We start from the raw sequence: 24452 nt of genomic DNA on the forward strand, positions 1-24452 counted from the left end.
AGCTTAATTTGAAAGAAGGTAAAATTACTAAAGTATCAGGACCATTGATAGAAGCTAGCGGATTATCTGATGCTAACATCTATGACGTGGTTGAGGTATCAAAAGATAAGCTCATCGGCGAAATAATTGAGATGAGAGGAGATGTTGCAAGTATTCAGGTTTATGAAGAAACAACAGGTATTGGACCAGGAGACCCAGTAGTTTCTACAGGCCACCCTCTATCAGTTGAACTTGGACCTGGTATGCTTCGTCACATGTATGACGGTATCCAAAGACCTCTAGAAAAACTTGAAGACCTTGCAGGATCATTTTTAACTAGAGGAGTTACAGCACCACCACTAAATCGTGAAACAAAATGGGAATTTGTCCCAACAAAAAATGTAGGCGATGAAGTAGTGGCAGGTGATGTCCTTGGTACAGTTGAAGAAACACTTGTACTTACTCACAAAATCATGGTTCCATACGGAATCAGCGGTAGACTTAAAGATATAAAATCTGGTGAATATACAGTAGATAGCACAATAGCTGTTATTGAAACTGAAAATGGCGATAAAGAAATAAATATGATTCAAGAATGGCCAGTAAGACAAGCGCGTCCATCAAGAAGAAAGCTTGATCCAAACGAACCACTTGTTACAGGTCAAAGAGTAATCGATACATTTTTCCCAGTTGCAAAAGGTGGTACATCTGCAATCCCAGGACCATTTGGATCTGGTAAAACAGTAGTACAACACCAAATTGCAAAATTTGCCGATGCAGACATGGTAGTTTATGTAGGTTGTGGTGAACGTGGTAACGAAATGACTGACGTACTTAACGAATTCCCAGAACTTATCGACCCAAAAACAGGCGAATCTATCATGGAGCGTACAATTCTTATAGCAAATACATCAAACATGCCAGTAGCAGCTCGTGAAGCAAGTATTTATACAGGAATTACCCTTGGAGAATATTTCCGAGACATGGGCTATAACGTAGCTATGATGGCTGACTCAACAAGCCGTTGGGCAGAGGCCCTTCGTGAAATGTCTGGACGTCTAGAAGAGATGCCAGGGGATGAAGGTTTCCCAGCATATCTTGCATCTAGAATCGCAGATTTCTATGAAAGAAGTGGTAAAGTTGAAGTTTTAGGAAATAGGGATGAAGTAGGATCACTAACAGTAATCGGTGCTGTATCTCCTCCAGGTGGGGACCTTTCAGAACCAGTTACCCAAGCTACATTACGTATTGTAAAAGTATTCTGGGGACTAGATTACGACCTATCCTACCAACGTCACTTCCCAGCTATCAACTGGTTAAACTCATATTCCCTATACCAAGATAAAATGGATAGATATATTGATAATAACTTTGATGAAAGCTTCTCAACTATGAGAAAACGTGCCATGAGTCTATTACAACAAGAATCTTCACTAGTAGAAGTTGTAAGACTAGTTGGTCGTGATGCCCTAAGTGATGATGATAAATTAAAATTAAATGTAACAAAATCTATCAGAGAAGACTACCTACAACAAAACGCCTTCCATGATGTAGATACTTATTGTTCACTAAAAAAACAAAATATCATGCTTGATTTAATTCTTTATAACTATGATAGATCTCTAGAAGCTTTAGCAAATGGTATTGAGCTTGAAAAACTAGAAAATCTTCCAGTTCATGAGAAAATCACAAGAGCAAAATTCGTTCACGAAGATGAAATAGGCAAACTAACAGACATCAAAAATGAAATTGACCAAGAAATTGGCCAATTAACAAGGGAGGCATAATGTTAAAAGAATATAAAACAGTAACCGAAGTTGTTGGGCCTCTAATGCTTGTTGAAGGTGTTGAAGGTGTAAGCTTCGATGAACTAGTAGATATAGAAATGCAAACTGGCGAACGCCGCCGTGGTCGTGTTATAGAAATTGAAGAAGGCCGTGCCATGGTCCAACTTTTCGAAGGATCAACAGGTATCAACCTTGAATCAACATCTGTAAGATTTTTAGGCCGCCCATTAGAACTTGGGGTGTCAGAAGATATGGTTGGTCGTGCTTTTAACGGACTTGGCGAACCAATCGATGATGGCCCAGCTATCATTCCAGAAGAAAAACGTGATGTAAACGGAACTGCAATAAACCCAGTAAGCCGTGACTACCCATCAGAATTTATCCAGACAGGTATTTCTACAATTGACGGACTAAATACCCTTGTACGTGGACAAAAACTTCCTATTTTCTCAGGAAACGGTCTGCCACACAACCAAGTAGCAGCACAAATTGCCCGTCAAGCTCGTGTATTAAACGATGATGAAGGATTTGCGGTAGTATTTGCAGCTATCGGTATTACCTTTGAAGAAGCACAATTTTTCCTAGAAGACTTTAGAAAAACTGGGGCCCTTGACCGTTCAGTATTATTTATGAACCTTGCAGATGACCCAGCTATCGAACGTCTATCTACACCAAAAATGGCTTTAACTTGTGCAGAATACCTAGCATATGAAAAAGACATGCAAGTACTTGTAATCATGACAGATATGACTAACTACGCAGAAGCCCTACGTGAAGTATCAGCTGCTCGTAAGGAAGTACCAGGTCGTCGTGGTTACCCAGGATACCTATATACAGACCTTTCTACAATTTATGAAAGAGCTGGTAAACTTCGTGGCAAACCAGGAACTATTACACAAATTCCTATACTTTCAATGCCAGAAGATGATATCACTCACCCAATCCCAGACCTTACAGGATACATCACAGAAGGACAAATTATCCTAAACCGTGAATTATATAACCAAGGTGTAGAACCACCAGTTTCAATATTACCATCTCTTTCTCGTCTAAAAGATAAGGGTATAGGTAAGGGCAAAACTCGTGAAGACCACGCTGGTACTATGAACCAAATTTATGCAGCATATGCATCAGGGGTTGATGCCCGCGAATTACAAAAAATCTTAGGTGACTCAGCGCTTTCAGATGCAGACCTTGCATTTGCTGAATTTGCCAAAGAGTTTGAAGAAAGATATATCAACCAAGGATATTATACAAACAGAACTATCGAGGAAACTTTAAATCTAGGTTGGGAATTATTAAAACTAATTCCAAAATCAGAACTTAAGAGAATTGATGATAACCTTATTGAAAAATATTTGGGTTAGGTGATAAAGATGGCAAGACTAAAAGTAACGCCAACTAGGATGAATCTTAACACCTTAAAAGAAAGGCTTGGCACAAGTAAACGTGGATATAAATTATTAAAAGACAAGCAAGATGAGCTTATGCGTCAATTTATGATTTTAATCCGCCAAAACAAAACATTAAGAGAAGAAGTAGAAAAAGAACTATCTGATTCTTTTTCTGATTTTCTTATTGCAAGTGCCTTTATGAGCCCAGAATCAATGGAAGCAGCAGTTAGCTTTCCTACACAAAAAGTTGGTGTTGATATAGGTGTTAAAAATGTCATGAGTGTTAGGATTCCACAAATGGAATTTAAGGTAGATCAAAATGAAGATGCAAGCATGTATTCTTATGGTTATGCAGAAACATCAGCAGGACTAGACCAAGCAATTGCAGGGCTAAATGATGTTATGGAAAAACTATTAGAGCTTGCAGAACTAGAAAAAACAACCCAGCTAATGGCAGATGAAATTGAATCTACACGTAGACGTGTAAATGCTCTAGAATACCGTACTATCCCAGACTTGGAAGAAACTATTAAGTATATTAGAGCAAAACTAGAAGAAAACGAAAGAGCAACTATCGCAAGACTGATGAAAGTTAAAGATATAATCTCAGATCCAGACGTGACAGATACCATTGCTGAACCAGGATTTAGAGAAAATCAAGAAGGACTTAATCCATCAGGCGATAGCAGACCGACTTTATCTAAGGAGTAAGGATTACTTTAGTATAAAAATGTAATTTTGCTAGCTATTTTAATTAATAAATACTATCGTAGTTGCTACAAATACTAAACACATTTTCCTTAATGCAGAAAAGTTAAAAGAATTGGAAGAAGAGGACCCAGGGTCTTCTTTTTTTTGCCTATAATTTTAAATTTCAAAAATAGCTGGTAAAATCACTTTTATATATGAAAAAAATAAGTATAATCTAAAACATACGTTAAAATACTTGAGTTTTATTATATAAAGTGCGTTTTTATAAATATTTAAAACTCATAGAGAGGTTTTTCATGGATAGCAAAAAATTTAAACCAGCCCTTGGGGTCGCAATTTTGTCTTTGGGGCTTTCTTTATACATTGCAGCAACAGGAAAAGCTACTGAGGCGAGTGTTTGGTCACTTTTTCCACCTTTAGTAGCTATTTTTGTGGCATTATTTACAAAAGAAGTTTTTTCATCTTTATTTTTAGGAATTGTTACAGGTGCTATTTTAGCATCAGGAGGCTCATTTGGAGTTTTTCTAGATAATTTAGTCCAGAAAGGATTTATTTCTTCTATTTCAGGAAGTTCAGGAATTTTTATATTTTTAGTAGTTCTTGGAATAATGGTTGTGCTTATAAATTATTCAGGGGGATCCAAGGCCTTTGGAGATTGGGCTAATTCAAGGATAAAAACTAGAAAAGGATCCCAGCTTGCTACATTTTGCTTGTGTATAATGCTATTTATTGATGATTACTTTAATTGTCTAACAAGTGGATCTGTTATGAAATCTATAACTGATTCTCACAAGGTATCAAGGGCGAAACTTGCTTATATAATAGATGCAACGGCAGCTCCTGTTTGTATGATAGCACCTATTTCTTCATGGGCTGCTGCTGTATCAGGATATGCTGAAAATAGTCATATGTCAGGTATAGAGTTATTTATAAGAGCCATTCCTTTTAACTTTTATTCTCTTTTGACCTTGGTTTTTGTAATAAATATTATAGTTTTTGATAATGATTTTGGGCCAATGAAAAAATATGAACAAAGGGCTATAAATGAGGGATATTTAGGTATTAGAAAAGATACTTCTATTGTTGATTCAGATCAAAACTTACATGGATCTGTAATTGACTTAGTTTTTCCTGTATTAGTTCTGATTATCTCTTGTGTTGTTAGCTTAATTAATGTAGGCGGATTTTTTGATATACAAAGTCCTTTTTATCATGATTTTGTAAATGCTTTTGCCAATACAGATTCATCAGTAGCCCTTGCCATGGGATCTATTATTGCCCTAATAATTACTATAATATTTTTTGTAGCAAAAAAGGCCTTAACATTTGAAAAATCTATGGATGCTATTTCTGAAGGATTTTCTTCAATGGTAGCGGCTATTTTGATTTTGACCATGGCTACAAGTTTAAAAAATATATCAAACGACCTATTGGGCTCAACCCAATATGTAGGTGGACTTATGGAAAATGTAGCAGGAAGTTTAAATTCATTCTTGCCAGTTGTAATTTTTATAGTTGCAATATTTCTTGCCTTTGCTACAGGAACAAGCTGGGGGACTTTTGGAATTTTGATACCAATTGTGGTATCTATGTTTGAGCCAACAAATCCAATATTTTTTATAGGATTATCAGCTACTCTTTCAGGAGCAGTTTGTGGAGATCACCTATCTCCAATATCTGATACAACTATAATGTCATCTACAGGGGCAGGATGTATTCATATTGATCATGTTAAAACTCAGTTACCATATGGTATGAGTGTTGCAGCCATATCCGCAATAGCATATATCATAGCAGGATTTACTCATTCAGCTATTATTTCCTTATCTTTTGGAGTGATAGTAATTTTTGCCTTGATGTATGTATTAAAATTAAAAAATAAAAAAGAGCTCAGCTTATAAAGGGAGTTGAACTCTTTTTTTTGTACATAATTGCTTTGACAATAGCTAAAATAATGTATATAGTCATATTTAGATAAAGAAAGAACGGAGAAAATACAAATGGACCAAGGGCCCTATTTTAGTTTACAAAATGTAATTACAATAGCAATATTAATAATCCTAAATGCTGTAATAATTGCAATTCATACTGGACTTATTTCCCTCAATATTGAAAAGCTTAAAGAACTAGAAGAAGAGGGAGACAGTAAAGCTAAATCACTTTTAAAAATAATAAGCGATCAGGATAGGCTAAATCAATCCTTTGAAATGATAGACTTATTTTTGACCTTGCTAATAGTTACTTTTTTTGTAAGACGCATCAGAATTGCGGTAAGTGATGCTACAATATTTGGCCAAAACTTTAGCACAAACACATATATATTTCTATCACTTATACTATTTGTCACAATAAAAATAATTTTTATAGACAAAATTCCAAAAAGAATTGGAGTTAGAAATCCGATGGACCTAGCAATGAATACGATATTTGTATCTCGTATCATCCTTGCAATAACCAATCCATTTGTAAAATTCACTCGTTTTGTAACAAATTTATTTATGAAAATCTTTGGCATAGAGGCCAAGGGCATCGAAAAAGCAGTTACCAGCGAGCAAATCAAATCCATTGTCCAAGTAGGAGAAAATCAAGGAATCATTCGCCCTATGGAATCAAAAATGATCCACTCTATTATGGGATTTGATGACTTGATTGCTGAAGAAATAATGACAGCAAGAACTGATGTTTTTATGATAGACATAAATGATGAAGATAGAACTTGGCTAGATGAATTTACAAAAATAAAACACTCCCGAATCCCAGTTTACGAAGACGAAGTAGATAATATATTAGGAATTCTTTATACCAAGGACTACCTACTAGAAGCAACCAGGGTTGGGATAAAAAATGTCCATGTCAAAAGCCTGATAAAACCTGCCTACTACGCACCAGATAAGATTGAAACTGATAAATTATTTGCCGATATGCAGATAAAACATATTCATATGGCAGTCTTAATCGACGAATATGGAGGATTTGCAGGAGTAGTAACAATCGATGACCTCCTAGAAGAAATCGTAGGAGATTTAGATGAAGGAGCTAATCTTTCAAGCGAATTTAGAGAAAATCGCAAGGGAGTGTATGTTGTAAAAGCTTCCATGAATATCAAAGACCTAAACGAAAAAATCCCTATCGAAATAGATGAAGATAACGAAAACTTTGATTCACTGGGCGGATTTATAATAGATAAACTAGGCTACATCCCAGAAGAAGGAGCAAACGAAACAATAATCTACAACGGCTACGAAATAAAAATCCTCTATATCGAGGATAATAGGATAAAGGCATGTAGGATTAGAAAACTAAAAGATCAACCAAACACCAAAGACAATGAAGTAGATACTAAAGAAAATCCAGAAAATTAAAATCACCCATAATGGGTGATTTTTTGTATATCAATATAAAAATTTTAAAAAGATAAACTGACTCCAAAAATTGATAAATTTACAATTTCGAAATTCTAAAAACTACAAACTCGCATGTGCTCAAACAACGCAATTTTTTGCGAACAGAAGATTTTTAAAATTTTATTTTGTCTTAATGTAGATACATTCTTACTCGTCTCCCTCACAAAGCATGCCGAGTTTGAAATACTCATCATACTTTCTAAAGTACAGCAAGCCACCATCTAACATATAGATATTTTCAAATCCTAGATTATTTAGCATCTTTATCATATTTGAACTTTGTACTCCTGTTTCATCGTAAAATAAAACTTTTTTGTCTTTTGGGATTTTCTCATAGTCCTCTCTTAGCTTTTTGCCCTCAATTAGCCTTGCTCCCTTGATGTGACATTCGTCATATGCTGCTTGGTTGCGGATGTCAACAATGTCATATTCGTCTTTTGTATTGCAAAAATCAGAAAACTTTACATGTGGGAGGCGACCCTTGCAAATATTAATGGCTTGGCTTGCAATTACGTTATTTATATCCTCAGTTGTGGAATAGTAAGGTTGGTAGCCTAATTCTAGATTGTACAAATCAGAAATTGTTCCGCCCATTTTTATCAGTGTGCCAATCACATCTATTCTTTTATCCACTACACCCCTTCCTAGGGCTTGGGCCCCATATATTTTGCCACTTTTCTTTTCAAAAAGTAATTTCATATAGACCATTTCTGAGCTTGGCATAATGCCGACCTTATCAGAATGAGAAATCAATGTAACATCATAATCATAGCCTAGTTTTTGGAGTGATTTTTCATTTAGACCAGTCATGCCAATATTTAAATCAAAAGATTTTATCAAAAATGTGCCTATATATTTGAGCGGCTCGTCATCATTTCCTAGCAAATGATTTGCTAAAAATTTCGCTTGCCTATGGGCTGGCCATGCTAGCTTTAGATTTTGCTTTTCATTGCTTATAAAATTTATAATATCAATGGCATCACCAATGGCATAAATATTTGGATCGGTGGTTTGATAGTTGTCATTAGTTACAATGGAGCCTTTTTCTGTGATTTGCAAACCTGCGTCTACTGCTAATTTGTTGTTTGCAGCCATACCAAGGGCCAAAATCACCATATCAGCCTTAACTTTTTTGCCAGAAGCAAAAACTACTTCATCATCACGGATTTCTACTAATTCTTTTTCGCGGATGATATTTACTCCATTTTCCCTAATATTTTCATCAATGAAGGCTGTCAGTTCATCATCTATCATAGATAGAATTTTGCTGCGGGCAAAGATAGAAACATTGGTATCTTCTAGTTCCTTTAAGGCATGGGCTGCTTCTACTGCTATAAATCCACCACCAGCTACCAAGATATTTTTTGCATCATGGTCTTCATAATAGGCCCTGATATTTTCTACATCCATAACATTACGGATGGTAAAAACATGGTCTTTGTCAGTTCCTTTTATGGATTTTGGAATGTTTGGATGGGCGCCGGGCGCTAGAACTAGATAGTCATAAGTTTCATTAAATTCTTCACCACATCTCTTATCTAAAACTGTGACATATTTTTCCTCACGGTTGATGGATATTACTTCGTGGTAGTTGTAAGCATCGATATTATAACCTTTTTTAAACTTATCACTGTCCCTATGGACTAAAAGTCTGCTATCTTTAATTTCGTATGATAAGTAATAAGGAAGTTCGCAGTTTCCAAAACTCATGTCCCTATCTTTTTCAAACATTACTATTTCAACGTTTTCATCCAAGCGGCGCAGGGATGCTGCAAATGTGGCACCAGCCGCTACCGCTCCTACTATTACTACTTTCATATGTACATCCTTTGCTTTTTTCTATTTCCCAAGACTTTTTAAATATTTACCCAAATTCCATTTGCAAAAATAATTTATCGTGGTAAACTAAAAATATAAATAATAACTATGACAGGAAAAGTAGTAATTATGAGTATCCACAGAGAAAGGCCGTTGCTGAGAGGTCTTATACGAGTTTTTATGAAAAACCACCCTGGAGTTTTTTAAGAGATTAAAACGTTGGTCGCGTTAAGACTTTAAATGAGCACAAAATTAGGTGGAACCACGGAATCAACCCGTCCTTTTATCGGCAACGATAAGGGCGGTTTTTTTGTGGCAAAAAAAGGAGAAATTATGATTAAAATTACATTACCTGATAATTCGGTAAGAGAATATGAAGCTGGCGTAAGTGTTGGTGAGGTTACAAAAGATATTTCTGAAGGCCTTCACAGACAAGCTCTTGGAGCAGTTGTAAATGGTGTAACACGCGGATATATGGAGCCTATCAATGAAGATAGTGACTTTAGAGTTGTAAAATTTGATGATCCAGAAGGCAAAGAAATATTTTGGCATACATCTAGCCACCTTATGGCTGCAGCGATAGAGGCTTTATGGCCAGATACAAAATTTGCCATCGGACCAGCTATCAATGATGGTTTCTACTATGATATGGAACTAGACCACAGATTTGTTCCAGAAGATTTTGCAAAAATTGAGAAAAAAATGCTAGAAATAGCCAAAGCTGACCACAAAATGGAAAGAATCGAAATTTCCCGTGACGAGGCTTTAAAAATGTTTGAAGAAATGGGCCAAGATTACAAAATCGAACTAATCAATGACCTGCCAGAAGATGAGCTAATCACTCTTTACAAAATGGGAGATGCCTTTGTAGATCTTTGCCGTGGACCACACCTTGAATCTACAAAAAAAATCAAGGCAGTAAAATTAAAAACAATAGCTGGTGCATATTGGAGAGGTGATTCTGACCGTCAAATGCTTCAAAGACTTTATGGTATTTCATTTGAAAAAGCTAAGCAACTTGAAGAGTGGGAAGAATTGCAAAAAGAAATCGAACGCCGTGACCACAGAAAAATTGGCCGTGAAATGGATTTATTTGCTTTCCATGAAGAAGGACCAGGATTCCCATTCTTCCATCCAAATGGCATGATTTTAATGAATGAACTTCTTGACTGGTGGAGAGGTGTTTTAGAAGAACGTGGATATGGTGAAATCAAAACTCCACTTATCATGAATGAAGAATTATGGCACAGATCAGGCCACTGGGACCATTACAAAGAAAATATGTACTTCACACAAATAGATGAAGAAGATTATGCAATCAAACCAATGAACTGCCCAGGATCAGTTTTAACATATGCATCAAACCAACACTCTTATAGAGACCTACCAATTAGACTTGCAGAATTTGGTCAAGTACACAGACACGAGCTATCAGGTACCCTACACGGGCTATTTAGAGTAAGAACATTTACCCAAGATGATGCCCACGTTTATTGTTTGCCAAGCCAAATCAAAGATGAAGTTTACAAAATGATAGACTTAGCGGACCTATTATACTCAACATTTGGTTTTAAATATTCACTAGAATTATCAACAAGACCAGATGACTTTATGGGAGATATAAAAGATTGGGACTTTGCAGAAGACCAACTTAAAGCAGCTCTAGAAGAACGTGGCATGGACTATGAACTAAACCCTGGTGATGGGGCATTTTATGGACCAAAAATCGACTTCCATTTAGAAGATGCAGCTAAAAGAACATGGCAATGTGGTACTATCCAATTAGACTTCCAATTACCACAAAACTTTGATTTGACATACATTGATGAAAATGGGGAAAAACAAAGACCAGTTATGCTACACAGAGCATTATTAGGATCAGTAGAAAGATTTATCGGTGTACTTACAGAACACTTTGCAGGTAGATTCCCACTATGGCTAAATCCTGAACAAGTAGTAATCATCCCAGTATCAGACAAATTCCTAGATACAGCTAACGATTTAAAATCAAAAATCAAAGACGCAGGCTTTAGAGTATCAGTAGATGAAAGAAGCGAGGGTGTAGGATATAAAATCAGACAAGCCCAATTAATGCGTGCAAACTACATGCTAGTAGTTGGTGAAAAAGAAGAAGAATCCAAACTACTAACAGTAAGAAATAGGGATGGAGAAGAAACTCCAGAAGTATCTGTTGAAACCTTTATCCAAAAATTAAGCGAAGAAAGAGACAACAAAGCAGTAAACCCTGCTTTCTAAGCAAAGATATATAAAAATTAGCCTGGGAAAACATTCCTAGGCTTTTTTGCTTTAGCAAGCCACTATTGACAGAAAATTGCAAATCGGGTTTACTGTATAGGCTTACATATAATTTATAATTATTTTATTGGGAGATTTTATGGAAGAAATTCAAGTAAAAGAAAATAAACTAGGTACTTTAGCCATTGATAAACTATTGCTAGAAATGGCAATACCAATGGTAATATCAATGCTAGTCCAATCAATCTATAACATAGTAGACTCAATGTTTGTGGCAAGAATATCAGAAGATGCACTGACAGCGGTTTCAATTGCCTTTCCAGTACAAAATATCCTGATAGCCTTTGGAGTAGGAATCGGAGTAGGTTCATCGGCACTCTTATCCAGGTTTTTGGGAGAAAATAACCGCGACAGAGTAGGATCAGTAGCTATCCACGGGGTAGTAATATCTGCAATCACTTATATAGCATTTGCCATTATTGGTATATTATTTACCAATTCCTTTGCCAATGCCCAAGGTCAAAATGCTGTAGTAACAACTTATACAAAAGAATATACCTATATAGTAACCATATTTAGTATGGGAATATTTTTTCAAATCCTAGCAGAAAAACTCTTACAAGCCACTTCCCTTACAAAATACACAATGATAACCCAAATTTCAGGGGCACTTATAAACTTAATCCTTGACCCAATCTTAATATTTGGACTATTTGGATTGCCAAGACTAGAAGTAAAAGGTGCTGCAATAGCAACAGTTATCGGTCAATTAGCTGGAGCACTAATAGGTTTTTACTTTAACAAAACAAAAAACAAAGACATCAAATTTAGCTCAAGAAGATTTAAGTTCCATCCAGAGATAGTAAAACAAATCTTTTGGATAGGATTGCCATCCACAGTAATGACAACCATAGGATCAATAGTAGTATTTGTCCTAAACCTGATATTAAAAGACTTTGGAGCAAGTGCCATAGCAGCCTTTGGGGTAATGTTTAAATTCCAGTCATTTGCCTTCTTGCCAGTATTTGGTATATCAAATGCACTTACAACCATAGTTTCCTATAATTACGGAGCGAGAAAAAAGGAAAGAATAAAAGGATCAATAAATCTAGCCATGAAAAGTTCCTTTGTCCTAATGACTATATCAGTACTTATAATGTGGTTATTCCCAAGGCAATTGTTAGGATTTTTCAATGCTACAGAATCCATGATGCAAATAGGGGTGCCAATGATGAGGATAGTTTCCCTATCATATATAGCAGCAGTCCCATCTATAGTATCAGTAGGAGGAGTCTTCCAATCACTGGGAAATTGGCAAATAGCAATCCTCCAATCAGTCCTTAGGCAATTATTAATCCTAATCCCAATATTCTATGCCCTAAGCCGCACAGGCAACCTAAACATAGCATGGTGGGCTTTTGTAATAGCAGAATCATTAAATACAATTTTATGTACATGGATGCTAAAAAAAGAAATCAGAACAAAAATAGATATCCTAGAAGCACCAAAGACAGTAGCATAAACTACTGTCTTTTTTCTTCGGGAAGATTCTTGGATTTTTTCTATATATAAGTAGTGGGTGGGATTGAACCTTATATATAGATCAATATGTTTTATAATGTATAGTAATAATTAAGAGGTGTTAATGATGGAAATAGAGAAATCTAGTAATATATATCCATTTGTAAAATGGGTTGGTGGAAAAAGGCAATTGGCTAATAAAATAAATAAGCTAATTCCAGAAAATTATAATTGCTATTTTGAACCTTTCGTTGGTGGAGGTGCTATTTTATTTAGTTTACAACCTAAAAAAGCTATTATTAATGATTACAATGAAGAGTTAATAAATACATATAGAGTTATAAGAGATAATCCAGAACAACTAATAACATTTTTAGAAATTCACGAAATAAGAAATAATGAAGATTATTTTTATGAAATCAGATCTCTTGATAGGAATGATGATTATAAATATATTTCAGATATTGAAAAAGCTGCAAGGACTATATATCTTAACAAGACTTGTTTTAACGGTTTATATAGAGTCAATAGCTTAAACCAATTTAATGCCCCTTATGGAAAATACAAAAAACCAAAAATTGTCGATTATAAAAACATTATAGCTTGTTCAAATTATTTAAATGATGCTCAAATTACAATTAGTTCTGGTGATTATAAAGACTCAATAAAAGTTGCTAATGAAAATGATTTTATTTATCTAGATCCACCATATTTGCCAGTTTCTAAAACATCTAACTTTACAAGTTATACTAAGAATAATTTTAAATATGATGAGCAGATTGACTTAAAAAACGAATGCGATAAACTTACAGAAAAAGGTATTAAATTCTTATTATCAAATTCATACTCTGATATTATTTTAGATCTATATAGAGATTATGAAATAATTACTGTAGATGCAAAAAGAGCTATAAATAGTGATCCTACAAAAAGAGGAAAAGTAAAAGAGGTTTTGATAAGAAATTATGTCAACAAATAAATCTAATAATGCTTGGATAAAGCTTATTGAGAAATATAATATCATTGACCAAATTGATAATTATGGATCGTTTATAATAACTAGTAAGAAAATAAATGAGTTTAGAGAATCAAGATTAATGTCAAAATGGGATACTTACGAATCTTTACCTCAAGTATTTAAGAATGAAAAAATAAATATATTACCCATTAGTAGACAAGCTTACGTACTAGGAAGATTTGACCTATATAAAGAATTACCCGAGTTTGGAGTAAGAAAAAGTGAGATAAAAACAGTTAATGTTCCACAATACGAAACTATAGATTTGGATAAAATCAATTCAGAGTCAAACGCTCTTAACATTATGCTAATTTCTAATATATTGGCTGATTTTCTAAATGAAGAAAATCCCGTTGAAACTTTTAATGGTAGAATGGGAACTGAGAATTTTGATTTTCTTGTAAATCAGTATAGAAGCAAAAATAAAGCAAGTGTTAATGTAAGTAAGGCTCAAATTGAAATAGATAGTGGACTAGAAACTAAAGAATCAGTTACAATTATTGAAGCTAAAAATGTAATAAATGCTAATATGAATATAAGACAACTTTACTATCCATATAGGTTATGGGAAAATAAGGTAAATAAGCCAATTAGAAATATTTTTTCAATTTACTCTAACAAGATATACAAGTTAATCGAATATGAATTTATAGATAAAAAAGATTTTTCATCAATAAAGCTTTTAAAAGAATCAGAATATTCTATAGATGAAACTTTAATTACACTTAGAGATCTGAAAGACATTCACAAAACTACTAAACCTATATATGATGAAGATAAAGACAGAAATGGGTTTCCGTCTTTACAAGCAAATTCAGTAGATAAATTAATATCGCTTATGGAATTATTATCAGAATATCCTAAAACTAAGGACGAGATTGCTGATAAAATGGAATTTGACATAAGACAGGCCGACTATTATTTCAATGCAGGAAGATACTTAAATGTAATGGAAAATATTTATGAAGATGGTGAAATCTTAAGATCATTAAACGATAATGGGAAAAGTATTTTAGAAGGTAGTTATAGGTATAGACAATTAGAAATTGTGAAATTAATTTTTGAGCATAAACTATTCTATATATTATTTGATCTATCTTTTCCAAATGGTGATATATCAACAGAAGTAATAATGCAAACTATGAGTGAATATGGGTCAAGAGAGAATGAAACAACTAGGTTTAGAAGAGCAAGCACAATTAAACAATGGTTGAGATGGATATATTCATTAACAGAATAATAACTAAGAAAAGACAGCTTATAGCTGTCTTTTCTTATTCATTCCTCCTAATTGAAGAACTCATTTGGTAAATTTGCCATCTTACTCCTCTTATTGCTACACCCATTGTGTAAATATTTTCTGGTAATGATATACCGTTCATGGCATCTCCTATGTGTTGGAGGTGGGCGCCGCTTGATTTTGCTGCTAGGGCTATTTGTCTGATGGTGTCTTTGTCGGCGGTTTCTTGGCTGGTGCCTATGGCTGACATGATTAGGACTTTTTGGTCTATTTCTTTGTCTTTGTTGTAGGATCTGATGTAGTCTGCTATTTCTCTTAGGTCATTTTCGTTAAAGTGCGGGATGGTGTATGGGGCTGGGACTAGGAGGATGTCGCATCCTGCATTTACAAATTCTTTGGCAATTTCTAAGTCCATTACGAGCCCATCTGTGCCTGCTGCGTGCATTTTGCCGGCTATGATTAGGCCATTAAAGTTTTCTTTGGCTTCTTTGATTGCTTTTAGTATTGCTTCATTGGTTACTCCTGTGGCTGGGTTTCCTGTTAGGCAAATCAAATCTAGGCCATAATCGTTTGCTTTTTTGTAGTTTTCAATGCTTGCCTTGCGGCCTTTACCTATTTCTTCCTTGCCTTGGGTCATATTTGCACCCTCATCTACTGGTTCTAGATTGACCCCTATTGGTCTTGAGGTGGCTTTTTTTAGCCAACCTATGTGATCTGCCTCTGATTCTGGCACTCCTTCTATCTTTGGATTGTCTAAGTCGAGTACATTTAATAACAAAATGTCGGCACCAAAGGCCTTTTCTATTTCTGCATTTGTGAGACCATTTACATAAGGCTCAAAGGTGACTACTGATTCTGAAACTATGACCCTGCCTTCGCTTGCAAGTATTGCTTGTTTAAGTTCTAGGGGAGTCGCATTTAAAAAGTCTGCCCCTTGGAAGTTTAATAATCTTTTCATTTTCTACTCCTTTTAAGGTATTTTACCCATAAGCTGGGATAAAATAATATTGAAAAGGCACAAATTGTGACATATAATATATGTAAGAGAAGCCACCTCTATCAAAGCCCTTGGCAACAAGGATGAGAATCGAAACAGAGTATATACTCACAAAAAAAGACAGTAGCTGCAACTACTGTCTTTTTGTTTTACTTGCATTTTTGGTCTAAAATTTGTTCTATTAAAACTAATATTAAGCCAACCAGCAAGGGAAAAATAAAATTTTCCATTAGGAATCGAAACATTTCTAAAACTCACACCTCCTTTCACCTCTTAGGTTAGAGGCTTTTTTATTATAACACATTGCTTGTTACTTATATCCCACAAAAAAATCAGCAAGCAAATAGCCTGCTGATTTGTCTTTTATTTCCGATTTTATTTACCTAATAATTTTACAAATTCATCGTGTACTGCTTGAACTTGTGGGCCTATTATTACTTGAACTGCTTTTGGACCTGGTTTGATTAGTCCTGCAACTCCAGCTGCTTTGATTTTTTCCTCATCTACTTTTGCTGGGTCATTTACTGTTAGACGTAATCTTGTTGTACAATAGCTTGATGTATCAACGTTTTCTGGGCCGCCTAGTCCTTCTAGGATTTCTCTTGCTGTATCAGCGTATGAACCTGATACTGTTGCTTGTTGCTCTCTTCTTTCTTCAGCTTCTGATTTATCAGCTGTTGACACTCTGCCTTGATCTTCTGTTTCGATTACTCTTGAATCATTTGTTTTTTGAGATTTTGGTGTTCTACCTGGTGTAGCTATATCCCAAGCATCGATTAATGCTCTAAAGATTAGATAATATAGGGCAAAGAATACTAGACCCATGATTATTAGGATTAGCATATTATTTCTCATAGGGTTTTGTGATGATAGGAAGAAGTCTATAAGACCTGCTGAGAATCCAAAGCCTGCAAATGCTTGTAATTTTGCTGCTAAGAATACTGAAATACCTGTAAGCACTGCGTGTACAAAGTATAGTTGTGGAGCTGCGAACATAAATGCAAATTCTAGTGGTTCTGTAACCCCTGTTAGGAATGATGCTAGGGCACCTGCTATCATAAGAGCCTTGATAGTTTTTTTATTTTTTTCATCTGCTCTTTGAGCCATAGCTAGGGCTGCACCTGGCAGACCAAACATCATAATTGGGAAGAAACCAGCTTGGTACATACCTGGGTGGTAGGTTGCTGTGATTGTATCTTGTGCGTTGTTTAGGAAGTTTGGAATATCATTTACTCCTACAAGGTCAAACCAGAATACTTGGTTTAGAGCGTGGTGGAGTCCTGTTGGAATCAGTAATCTATTTGCAAAGCCGTAGATACCTGCACCTTTTGCACCTAGACCTAGTAAGAATGCACCAAAGCTTGCTAGAGCTGAGTAAATAACTGGCCATAAGAACATTAAAATAAGTGATGCAATTAGAGCATAAACTGAAGCAATAATTGGCACAAGTCTTCTACCTGAGAAGAATGCTAAGAAGTCTGGTAATCTTGTTTCGTGGAATTTGTCATAGGCCTTACCACCTAAGATACCTGATAAGATACCGATTAATACGTTACCATTGCCGATTTTACTAAAAGCTGAATATTGGAAAGGATCGGCTGCTTGCCAAGCTTCCATGTCTAAGCTTCTTAGTTGGGCAACTGTATCAGGTGATAACATTTTTGAAAGGGTCAAAAATGCAACAAGACCAGCTAGAGCACTTGCTCCGTGGTTTTCTTTGGCAATACCAAAGGCAACACCAACTGCAAATAGGATACCTAGGTTATCTAAGATTGCACCACCAGCAGAAATTAAAAATGCTGCTATAGGTGATGATGCACCCCATCCATCTGGGTCAATTAAGTAACCAAGTCCTAGTAGCAAGGCAGCTAAAGGCATAACCGCAACCGGTTGCATTAGGGATTGGCCTAATCTTTGTAGTTTTTCTTTCATAAACTACCCTCCTTAAATAATATTTATAATACAAAATGATAAACAAAATCGTTTACATCTTTATCTTATCATAATTTACTTAATATGAAAATGTTTTTTTCTAGTCTATCAGTGGATTCCTATCAAAAGATAATCCAAAAATTTGGCCCTAATCTTGTATAAAAGTTCAGCTAGGATAAAGACAGATAGGACTCCTATGATTGTAATCACAAGGGGACTAGCATCTACTAGGCTTTTTATCAATACATAGACAACTTTGTAGGGGAAAAGATAGGCAAAAAATAAGTACCTTTGCTTGTTTACTCCTTGGACATCCGGGCTTTGCTTTAGAATAAGGTAGGTTAAAATTATCATTGATAGGTAAAAACCTGGGTAATAATTTAAGTACATATAAAGGTAGATTTCACCTGCAAATAGTAAAATAGCTGGAACAAAGAGGAAATTATTAAATTTCATGGATTGTTTTAGCCTAGATCCCATCATATAAAAGAAAAAATAAAGCAAAAGGTCATTGTAATAAAAATCAAAGGGCAAAAAGTTAGTATTTTGCATTACATAGTAGAGTATAAGGGCAAATATTCCCACTCCCAGACTTCCATTTGCACCAATGATGCGGGATAGGATAATTTCAACTATAAAAAAGCAAAAAACTACAAATATTACATCATATAAGTTTGTAATTACATAAATTAGGTCATTTATCCTTTGTTTTTCAAATGTTAGCTTAAAGCCACGCATAAAAAATATCAAAAAACCACTATATAAAATTAAGGGTATGGCCATCAAAAATACTTTTTTGCTCTCCATAAAGGAAATTAAATATGCCAAATAGCCTATCAAATAAGCATTGATAAGCAAAAGCAAAACGTTAGCATTTACACCTATATTTGCCCCTAAAGATGGCAAGAAAAATGAAAATACTAATAATATTAAAGCTATTAAATCCATTAAATTAATCTTAAAACTTTTCATAATCTTATCTTATCATATTTATTAAAAATGTATAATAGATGGTATAATGAATCTTAAAGAGGAAATTATGGCAAAAAAAGCAAAAAAAGCACAAAGAAATATTCATAGAAAACCAAACAAACGCCGCCTTTTCATATTTCCCTATGTGATTATGGCCCTGCTAATAATAGGCATACCCTTTGGTATTTACCAGTTTTATATATCAAATGTAAATAGGACTGTGGATGGTCTAGAGATGGCCATACAAACTTATGACATAGAATATATGGAAAATAACACTGAAAGGCTACCGATAATCCTTGATGTCTTGAGGACTTCCTATTCTGATGATGGAACTAAGCAGGAAGACTTTTACGAAAATAATTTTAAAAATCTAGACATCCAGGTAGAAAGTGTTGAAAAACAAAACCGTGGCAAGGAAGTAAAATTAAAAATATCCAATGTAAATTACATAGATGTCTATGACAAAGTAGATGATAGTGAAGATGATCAAAAAATCCACAGCGACTATATGGCAGCACTTGCTGATCCAAACCAGGAACGCAATACCAGAGAAGCTACCATTTTCCTAAATCGCAAGTTAAATGGCTATGAGATCAATGAATCCCGAGATTTTATAAATGCAATATTAGGTGGGGCCTTAGAATATGCACAGGGGTCTAAAAATACAAATGACTCTGATAAATCAAGTGCACCCGAAGATACTGATAGCATAGATGATGCAATAAATAATGACTAACACGGAAAATTCCGTGTTTTTTATTGAATAAAAATAAAATATAGTTATAATTAAAGTATAAAATTTAATGGAGAATGAAATGTTTGAAGACAATCTAACGATTAGGGAGACTAAGAGAGTTCAAAAACACAGGAATGCAGTCATCTTAGTGGTAGTTTTGATAATGCTTACAATATTGCCAAAACTATTCTTGGGAGGTGTATTTTTTCCTAATCTTTTAAATAACATAGATGCCTATAAAAATCTTATGCCAGCAGATAAGATGATTTTGGGCTTACTTTATGGGACGGTTTTATCAACTGTCTTAATTTACATATTTGCAAAAAAATACCTAAATTACAATGATTTTTCTATGGGCCTAAAAAACCCAAACAGGGTCAAAAATTATTTTAAGGGGGCAATATTTGGTTTTGCTTTAATTACAGGAGTTTTTTTGCAGCTTAAAATCAGAGATTTAGCAGATATTAGCCCAAATTATCAAAATGTAAATCCAGGGATTTTCCTTATTTTTTTTATTGGTTGGGTTTTGCAAGGATTTAGCGAAGAATTGATGGCAAGATCTGTGCTTATGAATTATTTTGCAGCAGAAAATGGCGTAAAACTAGCAATTATAGCCAATAGCCTTATTTTTTCTATAATGCACCTTGGAAATGATGGTTTCGGAGTATTTCCTTTTATAAATATTTTCCTGATGGGGGTTATATTTTCCCTTATGTTTTATGTTTCAGATGACATATTTTTCCCAGCAGCAGCCCATACTTTTTGGAACTTTGCCCAAGGAAATATATATGGCATCAATGTCTCAGGCATCAGCCAATCAAATATAAGCCTGTTAAAAACACAACTTGTCGGCAATCAATTCCTAACAGGAGGAGCCTTTGGAGTAGAAGGAGGATTATTGACATTTTGGATGGAAGTGATGGCAATTATGCTATTACTGGCAGGCGTTAATAATAAAAATAAAAATACAAGTAAAGAATATAAAAGAACTTTCTAAAGAAAAAACTGCTTTATAGAAATTAATCTATAAAGCAGTTTTTTATTTTTATTAATTAAGCTTTCAATTAGGTCTGCAGTGAAATCCATTTATATTTAATTACAAATTATTCCAAATTAGAAAGCCCAGCTTTCTTGATAAAATAAATAAGCAATGACAAAATAACTGCAACGACAGAAGATAAGACCATTCCACTTAATTCTATAGATCCAAATTGTATAGAAAGGCCACTAAGTCCAGCAATAAATATTACAGAAGTCAGTATCAAATTATCACTTTTTGAATAATCCACATTTTGGTCAACCAAAAGTCTTATCCCACTTGTACCAATCATCCCATAAAGCAAGAATGTAACTCCGCCTATAACATTTCCAGGGATTGTAGAAATAAGGGCGGAAAGTGGACCTATAAAGGCCATCAAAATAGAAATTACAGCTGCACTTGCAATAACTTTTACAGAGTAAACTCCAGTAATGGCCATAACTCCAATATTTTCCCCATATGTCGTTGTTGGCACTCCACCTACTAGACCAGAGATTGCAGTTGATATATTATCTGCAAAAATTGACCTGTGTAGGCCTGGATCTTTTATCAAGTCTTCACCAATAATGTTGCTGGTAACTACCTGGTGGCTGATATGTTCAGCTGCAATTACCAACAATACTGGCAGCATAGCAAATATTGCCTCAGGAGAAAATTTTGCTAATTGAAAATGAGGAAGGGTAAACAAACTTGCCTCACGGACTGGGCTTAAATCTACTTGACCATTAAAATAAGCTACGATGTAGCCTACAATGATTGCAATTAAAATTGGAATAGTGGACATAAATCCCTTAAACATGATTGATCCTAAAATAGCAGTCATTAAAGTTACTAAAAATACCAGCCAATCAGCCCCTGACACCGTATCTGTCATTAAATTTGCCCCGATTGTACCACCAGAAACAGTATTTCCAGCTAGCTCAAAACCTATTAGTGCCACAACTGCACCCATGGCAGCAGGTGGCAATACTACATCTATCCAGGATGTCCCAAACCTATAAATTATATAGGAAAGTATGCATCCCAAAAGCCCAACTGCAACAAAGGCACCTTGGGCGTATTCAAATCCCTGAGACTGGATAATAGCAATACCTGGTGCCAAAAAAGCAAAAGATGATCCCAAATATGCTGGAGCCTTGCCCTTAGTTATCAAAATAAAAAGTAAAGTCCCAATACCATTCATTAAAAGCACTATGCCAGGATTGATACCAAATAAAATTGGCACTAGGACTGATGCACCAAACATGGCAAAAGTGTGTTGCAAACCTAGGGGAAGCAATAGCTTTTTAGGCACATCATCATTTACCTTATAAATTCTCTTATCTTCTTTCATTTAAACCTCCTTATTTTTTTCCAAATCTTCAATATTTTAAATGATTTCAAAAAAATTGTCAAATTTTTTAAAAATTATCTTTACAAAAGGGGGGTCAGTGAAGTAATATATATATAATTTGAAAAGAAAAGGAGAAATATATGGAAAGCTCACCTCGCAAAAAATCACACCTGACCCGCAATATTTTTATTGCCCTCGTTATTGCAATTGTTTTAGGTTTGCTGTTGCAAAACCAAGCAGAGATTTTAAATGCTTATGTCAAACCTATTGGGGATATATTCCTAAATTTACTTAAATTTATTGTTACACCTATTGTTTTATTTTCTATTATGGGCGGAATTATCTCTATGAGGGATATAAAAAGAGTTGGTGAAGTTGGTGTTTTTACAATCATCTACTACTTTTTCACAACTTCTTTTGCAATCATAATTGGCCTTGTTTTTGCAAATATTGCCAAAAGATTTTTCCCACTTATAGCTACTACAAATCTTGAATTTGCCCTTGAAAACCAAGTTTCACTTATAGATACTTTGGTAAATATCTTCCCGAAAAACTTCCTAGCACCAATTGTTGAAGCTAATATGCTACAAATTATTGTTATGGCTATTATTATTGGATTTTCAATACTTTTAATTGATAAATCAAAACAAGCTAAGGCAATTGAAGCTATAGAAATAGTAAATGACATAAATATGAAGGCTATGGGACTTATTTTAAAACTATCTCCACTAGGAGTTCTTTGCCTACTAATGCCAGTTATTGCAGAAAATGGTCCTATGATTATCGGATCTCTTGCAAGCGTGCTATTAGTTGCATATATTGCCTACGCCTTCCATGCAGCTGTCATTTACTCATTTACAGTAAAAACTTTTGCTGGTATAAATCCAGTTGAATTTTTTAAGGGTGTAGCTCCTGCAATGATGTTTGCATTTTCATCTGCATCAAGCATGGGAACTTTACCTATAAATATGAAATGCTGTGAAGAATTGGGAGCTGATTCAGATGTAACAAGCTTTGTATTGCCACTTGGGGCAACCATAAATATGGATGGAACTGCTATTTACCAAGGAGTTTGTGCAGTATTTATAGCTTCATGCTATGGTATTGACCTAACACTTGGACAAATTGTTACAATTGTATTAACAGCAACACTTGCATCAATTGGTACAGCTGGAGTTCCAGGATCTGGAATGATTATGCTTGCCATGGTTTTACAATCTGTTGGCCTTCCAGTAGAAGGTATTGCCCTAGTTGCAGGTATTGATAGAATATTTGATATGGGTAGAACAACCCTAAATATTACTGGAGATGCTACAGCAGCTCTTATAAACTCAGCAAGACTTAGAAGAAAAGGTAAAATTGCATAAATTTAGACAAAAAAAACAAGCCATCATGGCTTGTTTTTTATTCTGGTCTGATATTTTTAATAGTTTCTACTGAGTGATTCCATTTTTTTGTCTCTTCATCATTTAATTCTAAATGATATTCGCGTATTACTCCTTGTCTGCCAACAACGCATGGGTGGCCAATGTAGCATTGAGCTTCGGATGAATATGAAGAGACTGGAAGGATTGTTTTTGCATCTTTAAATACTGTTTCAACAATTATTGCAGCTGCATTTGCAATTCCGTATGATGTATAGCCCTTGCCTTTAATAATTTCAAAGGCCTTCATTTTGGAAGCTTCTTCTATTTGTTTACAAGTATTTTCATCTAAAATTTTATTTATAGCCTTTGTAGCAATTGAAACCTTTGACCATGCTACAAACTGGCTGTTTCCATGTTCTCCGATTACAAAACCATCTACAGAATCTGGATCAATTCCTATGTATTTTGCAACTGCATTTTTCATCCTTGCTGTATCTAAAATTGTACCTGTTCCAATTACTCTTTCTTTTGGAAGGCCTGTTAATTTTTGCATATATTCTGCAATTACATCGCATGGATTTGTAATGGAGATTATAATGCCATTAAAACCTGAATCTTTAATAATTGGTGCCCATTCTTCTACACAAGTTTTTGTGTATTTAAATTCTTCAAGGCGGTCGCTATTTTTTTGCAAAATTGTAATATCACCTGGGGCAAAAATTATAATGTCACTTTCTGCTAAATCTGAATCTTGACCTGCAACTAAGCATACATTGCCATTTCTTCTTACAAGGCCATCTCTAAAATCATTTACTTCTGCATTTGCTAATTCATCTTTTTTGTCAAATAGTGCAATTTCATCGCACAGTCTTCTTTCGATTAGGGTGTGGATTGTAGTTGCTCCTACATTTCCTAGACCGATTACTGATATTTTTCTCATTATTC

18 protein-coding genes are annotated in these 24452 nt (G+C 34.7%); 12 read left to right on the forward strand and 6 right to left on the reverse strand.

Going from position 1 to position 24452, the window contains the following annotated elements; all coding sequences use genetic code 11:
- Positions 1-8 precede the first annotated feature (8 nt).
- The 5 genes from OC526_RS00635 (at position 9) to OC526_RS00655 (ending at position 7233) form a co-directional block, all read left to right on the forward strand.
- Positions 9-1766, forward strand: coding sequence for a V-type ATP synthase subunit A (locus tag OC526_RS00635; RefSeq protein WP_262121251.1), 1758 nt, complete (start codon positions 9-11; stop codon positions 1764-1766).
- Positions 1766-3133 carry a V-type ATP synthase subunit B gene (locus tag OC526_RS00640; protein ID WP_262121254.1) on the forward strand — a complete coding sequence of 456 codons (1368 nt, stop codon included), beginning with the start codon at positions 1766-1768 and terminating at the stop codon, positions 3131-3133. Before OC526_RS00635 ends, OC526_RS00640 begins: the two co-directional genes overlap by 1 nt.
- Before the next feature lie 9 nt (positions 3134-3142).
- Positions 3143-3871, forward strand: a complete 729-nt coding sequence (locus OC526_RS00645) for a V-type ATP synthase subunit D (RefSeq protein WP_262121257.1) — start codon at positions 3143-3145, stop codon at positions 3869-3871.
- Positions 3872-4167: 296 nt separating this feature from the next.
- Positions 4168-5772 (forward strand): Na+/H+ antiporter NhaC family protein, encoded by a 1605-nt coding sequence (locus OC526_RS00650; RefSeq protein ID WP_262121260.1) that lies wholly within the window; start codon positions 4168-4170, stop codon positions 5770-5772.
- Positions 5773-5871: 99 nt separating this feature from the next.
- Entirely contained in the window at positions 5872-7233 is a 1362-nt protein-coding gene (locus OC526_RS00655; protein WP_262121263.1) for a hemolysin family protein, read from the forward strand.
- 189 nt (positions 7234-7422) lie between these two features.
- Here OC526_RS00655 and OC526_RS00660 read toward each other — a convergent pair whose 3' ends face one another.
- Positions 7423-9093 (reverse strand): FAD-dependent oxidoreductase, encoded by a 1671-nt coding sequence (locus OC526_RS00660; protein WP_262121266.1) that lies wholly within the window; start codon positions 9091-9093, stop codon positions 7423-7425.
- 333 nt (positions 9094-9426) lie between these two features.
- On the opposite strand from OC526_RS00660, the gene thrS reads away from it, so the two are divergent.
- The 4 genes from thrS (at position 9427) to OC526_RS00680 (ending at position 15128) form a co-directional block, all read left to right on the forward strand.
- Entirely contained in the window at positions 9427-11349 is a 1923-nt protein-coding gene (thrS, locus tag OC526_RS00665; protein WP_262121268.1) for a threonine--tRNA ligase, read from the forward strand.
- Positions 11350-11488: 139 nt separating this feature from the next.
- A complete protein-coding gene (locus OC526_RS00670) occupies positions 11489-12871 on the forward strand; it encodes an MATE family efflux transporter (protein WP_262121270.1) in 1383 nt (460 codons plus the stop codon).
- A 123-nt stretch (positions 12872-12994) separates the two neighbouring features.
- A complete protein-coding gene (locus OC526_RS00675) occupies positions 12995-13849 on the forward strand; it encodes a DNA adenine methylase (RefSeq protein ID WP_262121273.1) in 855 nt (284 codons plus the stop codon).
- Complete coding sequence (locus tag OC526_RS00680) at positions 13836-15128, forward strand: type II restriction enzyme (RefSeq protein WP_262121275.1); 1293 nt, start codon at positions 13836-13838, stop codon at positions 15126-15128. The genes OC526_RS00675 and OC526_RS00680 overlap by 14 nt, the downstream gene beginning before the upstream one ends.
- A gap of 34 nt (positions 15129-15162) precedes the next feature.
- Here the strand turns inward: OC526_RS00680 and OC526_RS00685 are convergent, their stop codons facing one another.
- From OC526_RS00685 to OC526_RS00695, 3 genes are all read right to left on the reverse strand, one after another.
- Positions 15163-16086: a glycoside hydrolase family 3 N-terminal domain-containing protein gene (locus tag OC526_RS00685; protein WP_262121280.1), complete on the reverse strand. Its 924-nt coding sequence runs from the start codon at positions 16084-16086 to the stop codon at positions 15163-15165.
- Between the two features lie 414 nt (positions 16087-16500).
- A complete protein-coding gene (nagE, locus tag OC526_RS00690) occupies positions 16501-18057 on the reverse strand; it encodes an N-acetylglucosamine-specific PTS transporter subunit IIBC (protein WP_262121283.1) in 1557 nt (518 codons plus the stop codon).
- 108 nt (positions 18058-18165) lie between these two features.
- The gene (locus OC526_RS00695; protein WP_262121285.1) at positions 18166-19029 is read right to left on the reverse strand and encodes a hypothetical protein; all 864 of its coding nucleotides are present in this window, start codon (positions 19027-19029) and stop codon (positions 18166-18168) included.
- Between the two features lie 67 nt (positions 19030-19096).
- Here OC526_RS00695 and OC526_RS00700 point away from each other — a divergent pair, with 67 nt between their 5' ends.
- Positions 19097-19768, forward strand: coding sequence for a hypothetical protein (locus OC526_RS00700; RefSeq protein ID WP_262121288.1), 672 nt, complete (start codon positions 19097-19099; stop codon positions 19766-19768).
- Positions 19769-19847: 79 nt separating this feature from the next.
- On the forward strand, positions 19848-20765 hold the full coding sequence (locus OC526_RS00705) for a CPBP family intramembrane glutamic endopeptidase (RefSeq protein WP_262121291.1): 918 nt from the start codon (positions 19848-19850) through the stop codon (positions 20763-20765).
- A 106-nt stretch (positions 20766-20871) separates the two neighbouring features.
- On the opposite strand, the gene uraA is transcribed toward OC526_RS00705, so the two are convergent.
- The gene (gene uraA / locus OC526_RS00710) at positions 20872-22140 is read right to left on the reverse strand and encodes a uracil permease (RefSeq protein WP_262121293.1); all 1269 of its coding nucleotides are present in this window, start codon (positions 22138-22140) and stop codon (positions 20872-20874) included.
- A gap of 140 nt (positions 22141-22280) precedes the next feature.
- Between uraA and OC526_RS00715 the strand changes: the two genes are divergently transcribed.
- Complete coding sequence (locus tag OC526_RS00715; protein WP_262121294.1) at positions 22281-23507, forward strand: dicarboxylate/amino acid:cation symporter; 1227 nt, start codon at positions 22281-22283, stop codon at positions 23505-23507.
- A gap of 37 nt (positions 23508-23544) precedes the next feature.
- Here the strand turns inward: OC526_RS00715 and OC526_RS00720 are convergent, their stop codons facing one another.
- Positions 23545-24447, reverse strand: a complete 903-nt coding sequence (locus OC526_RS00720) for a lactate/malate family dehydrogenase (protein WP_262121295.1) — start codon at positions 24445-24447, stop codon at positions 23545-23547.
- Between the last annotated feature and the right edge of the window lie 5 nt (positions 24448-24452).

Source organism: Anaerococcus sp. Marseille-Q5996 (assembly GCF_946893725.1).
Classification (GTDB): domain Bacteria; phylum Bacillota; class Clostridia; order Tissierellales; family Peptoniphilaceae; genus Anaerococcus; species Anaerococcus martiniensis.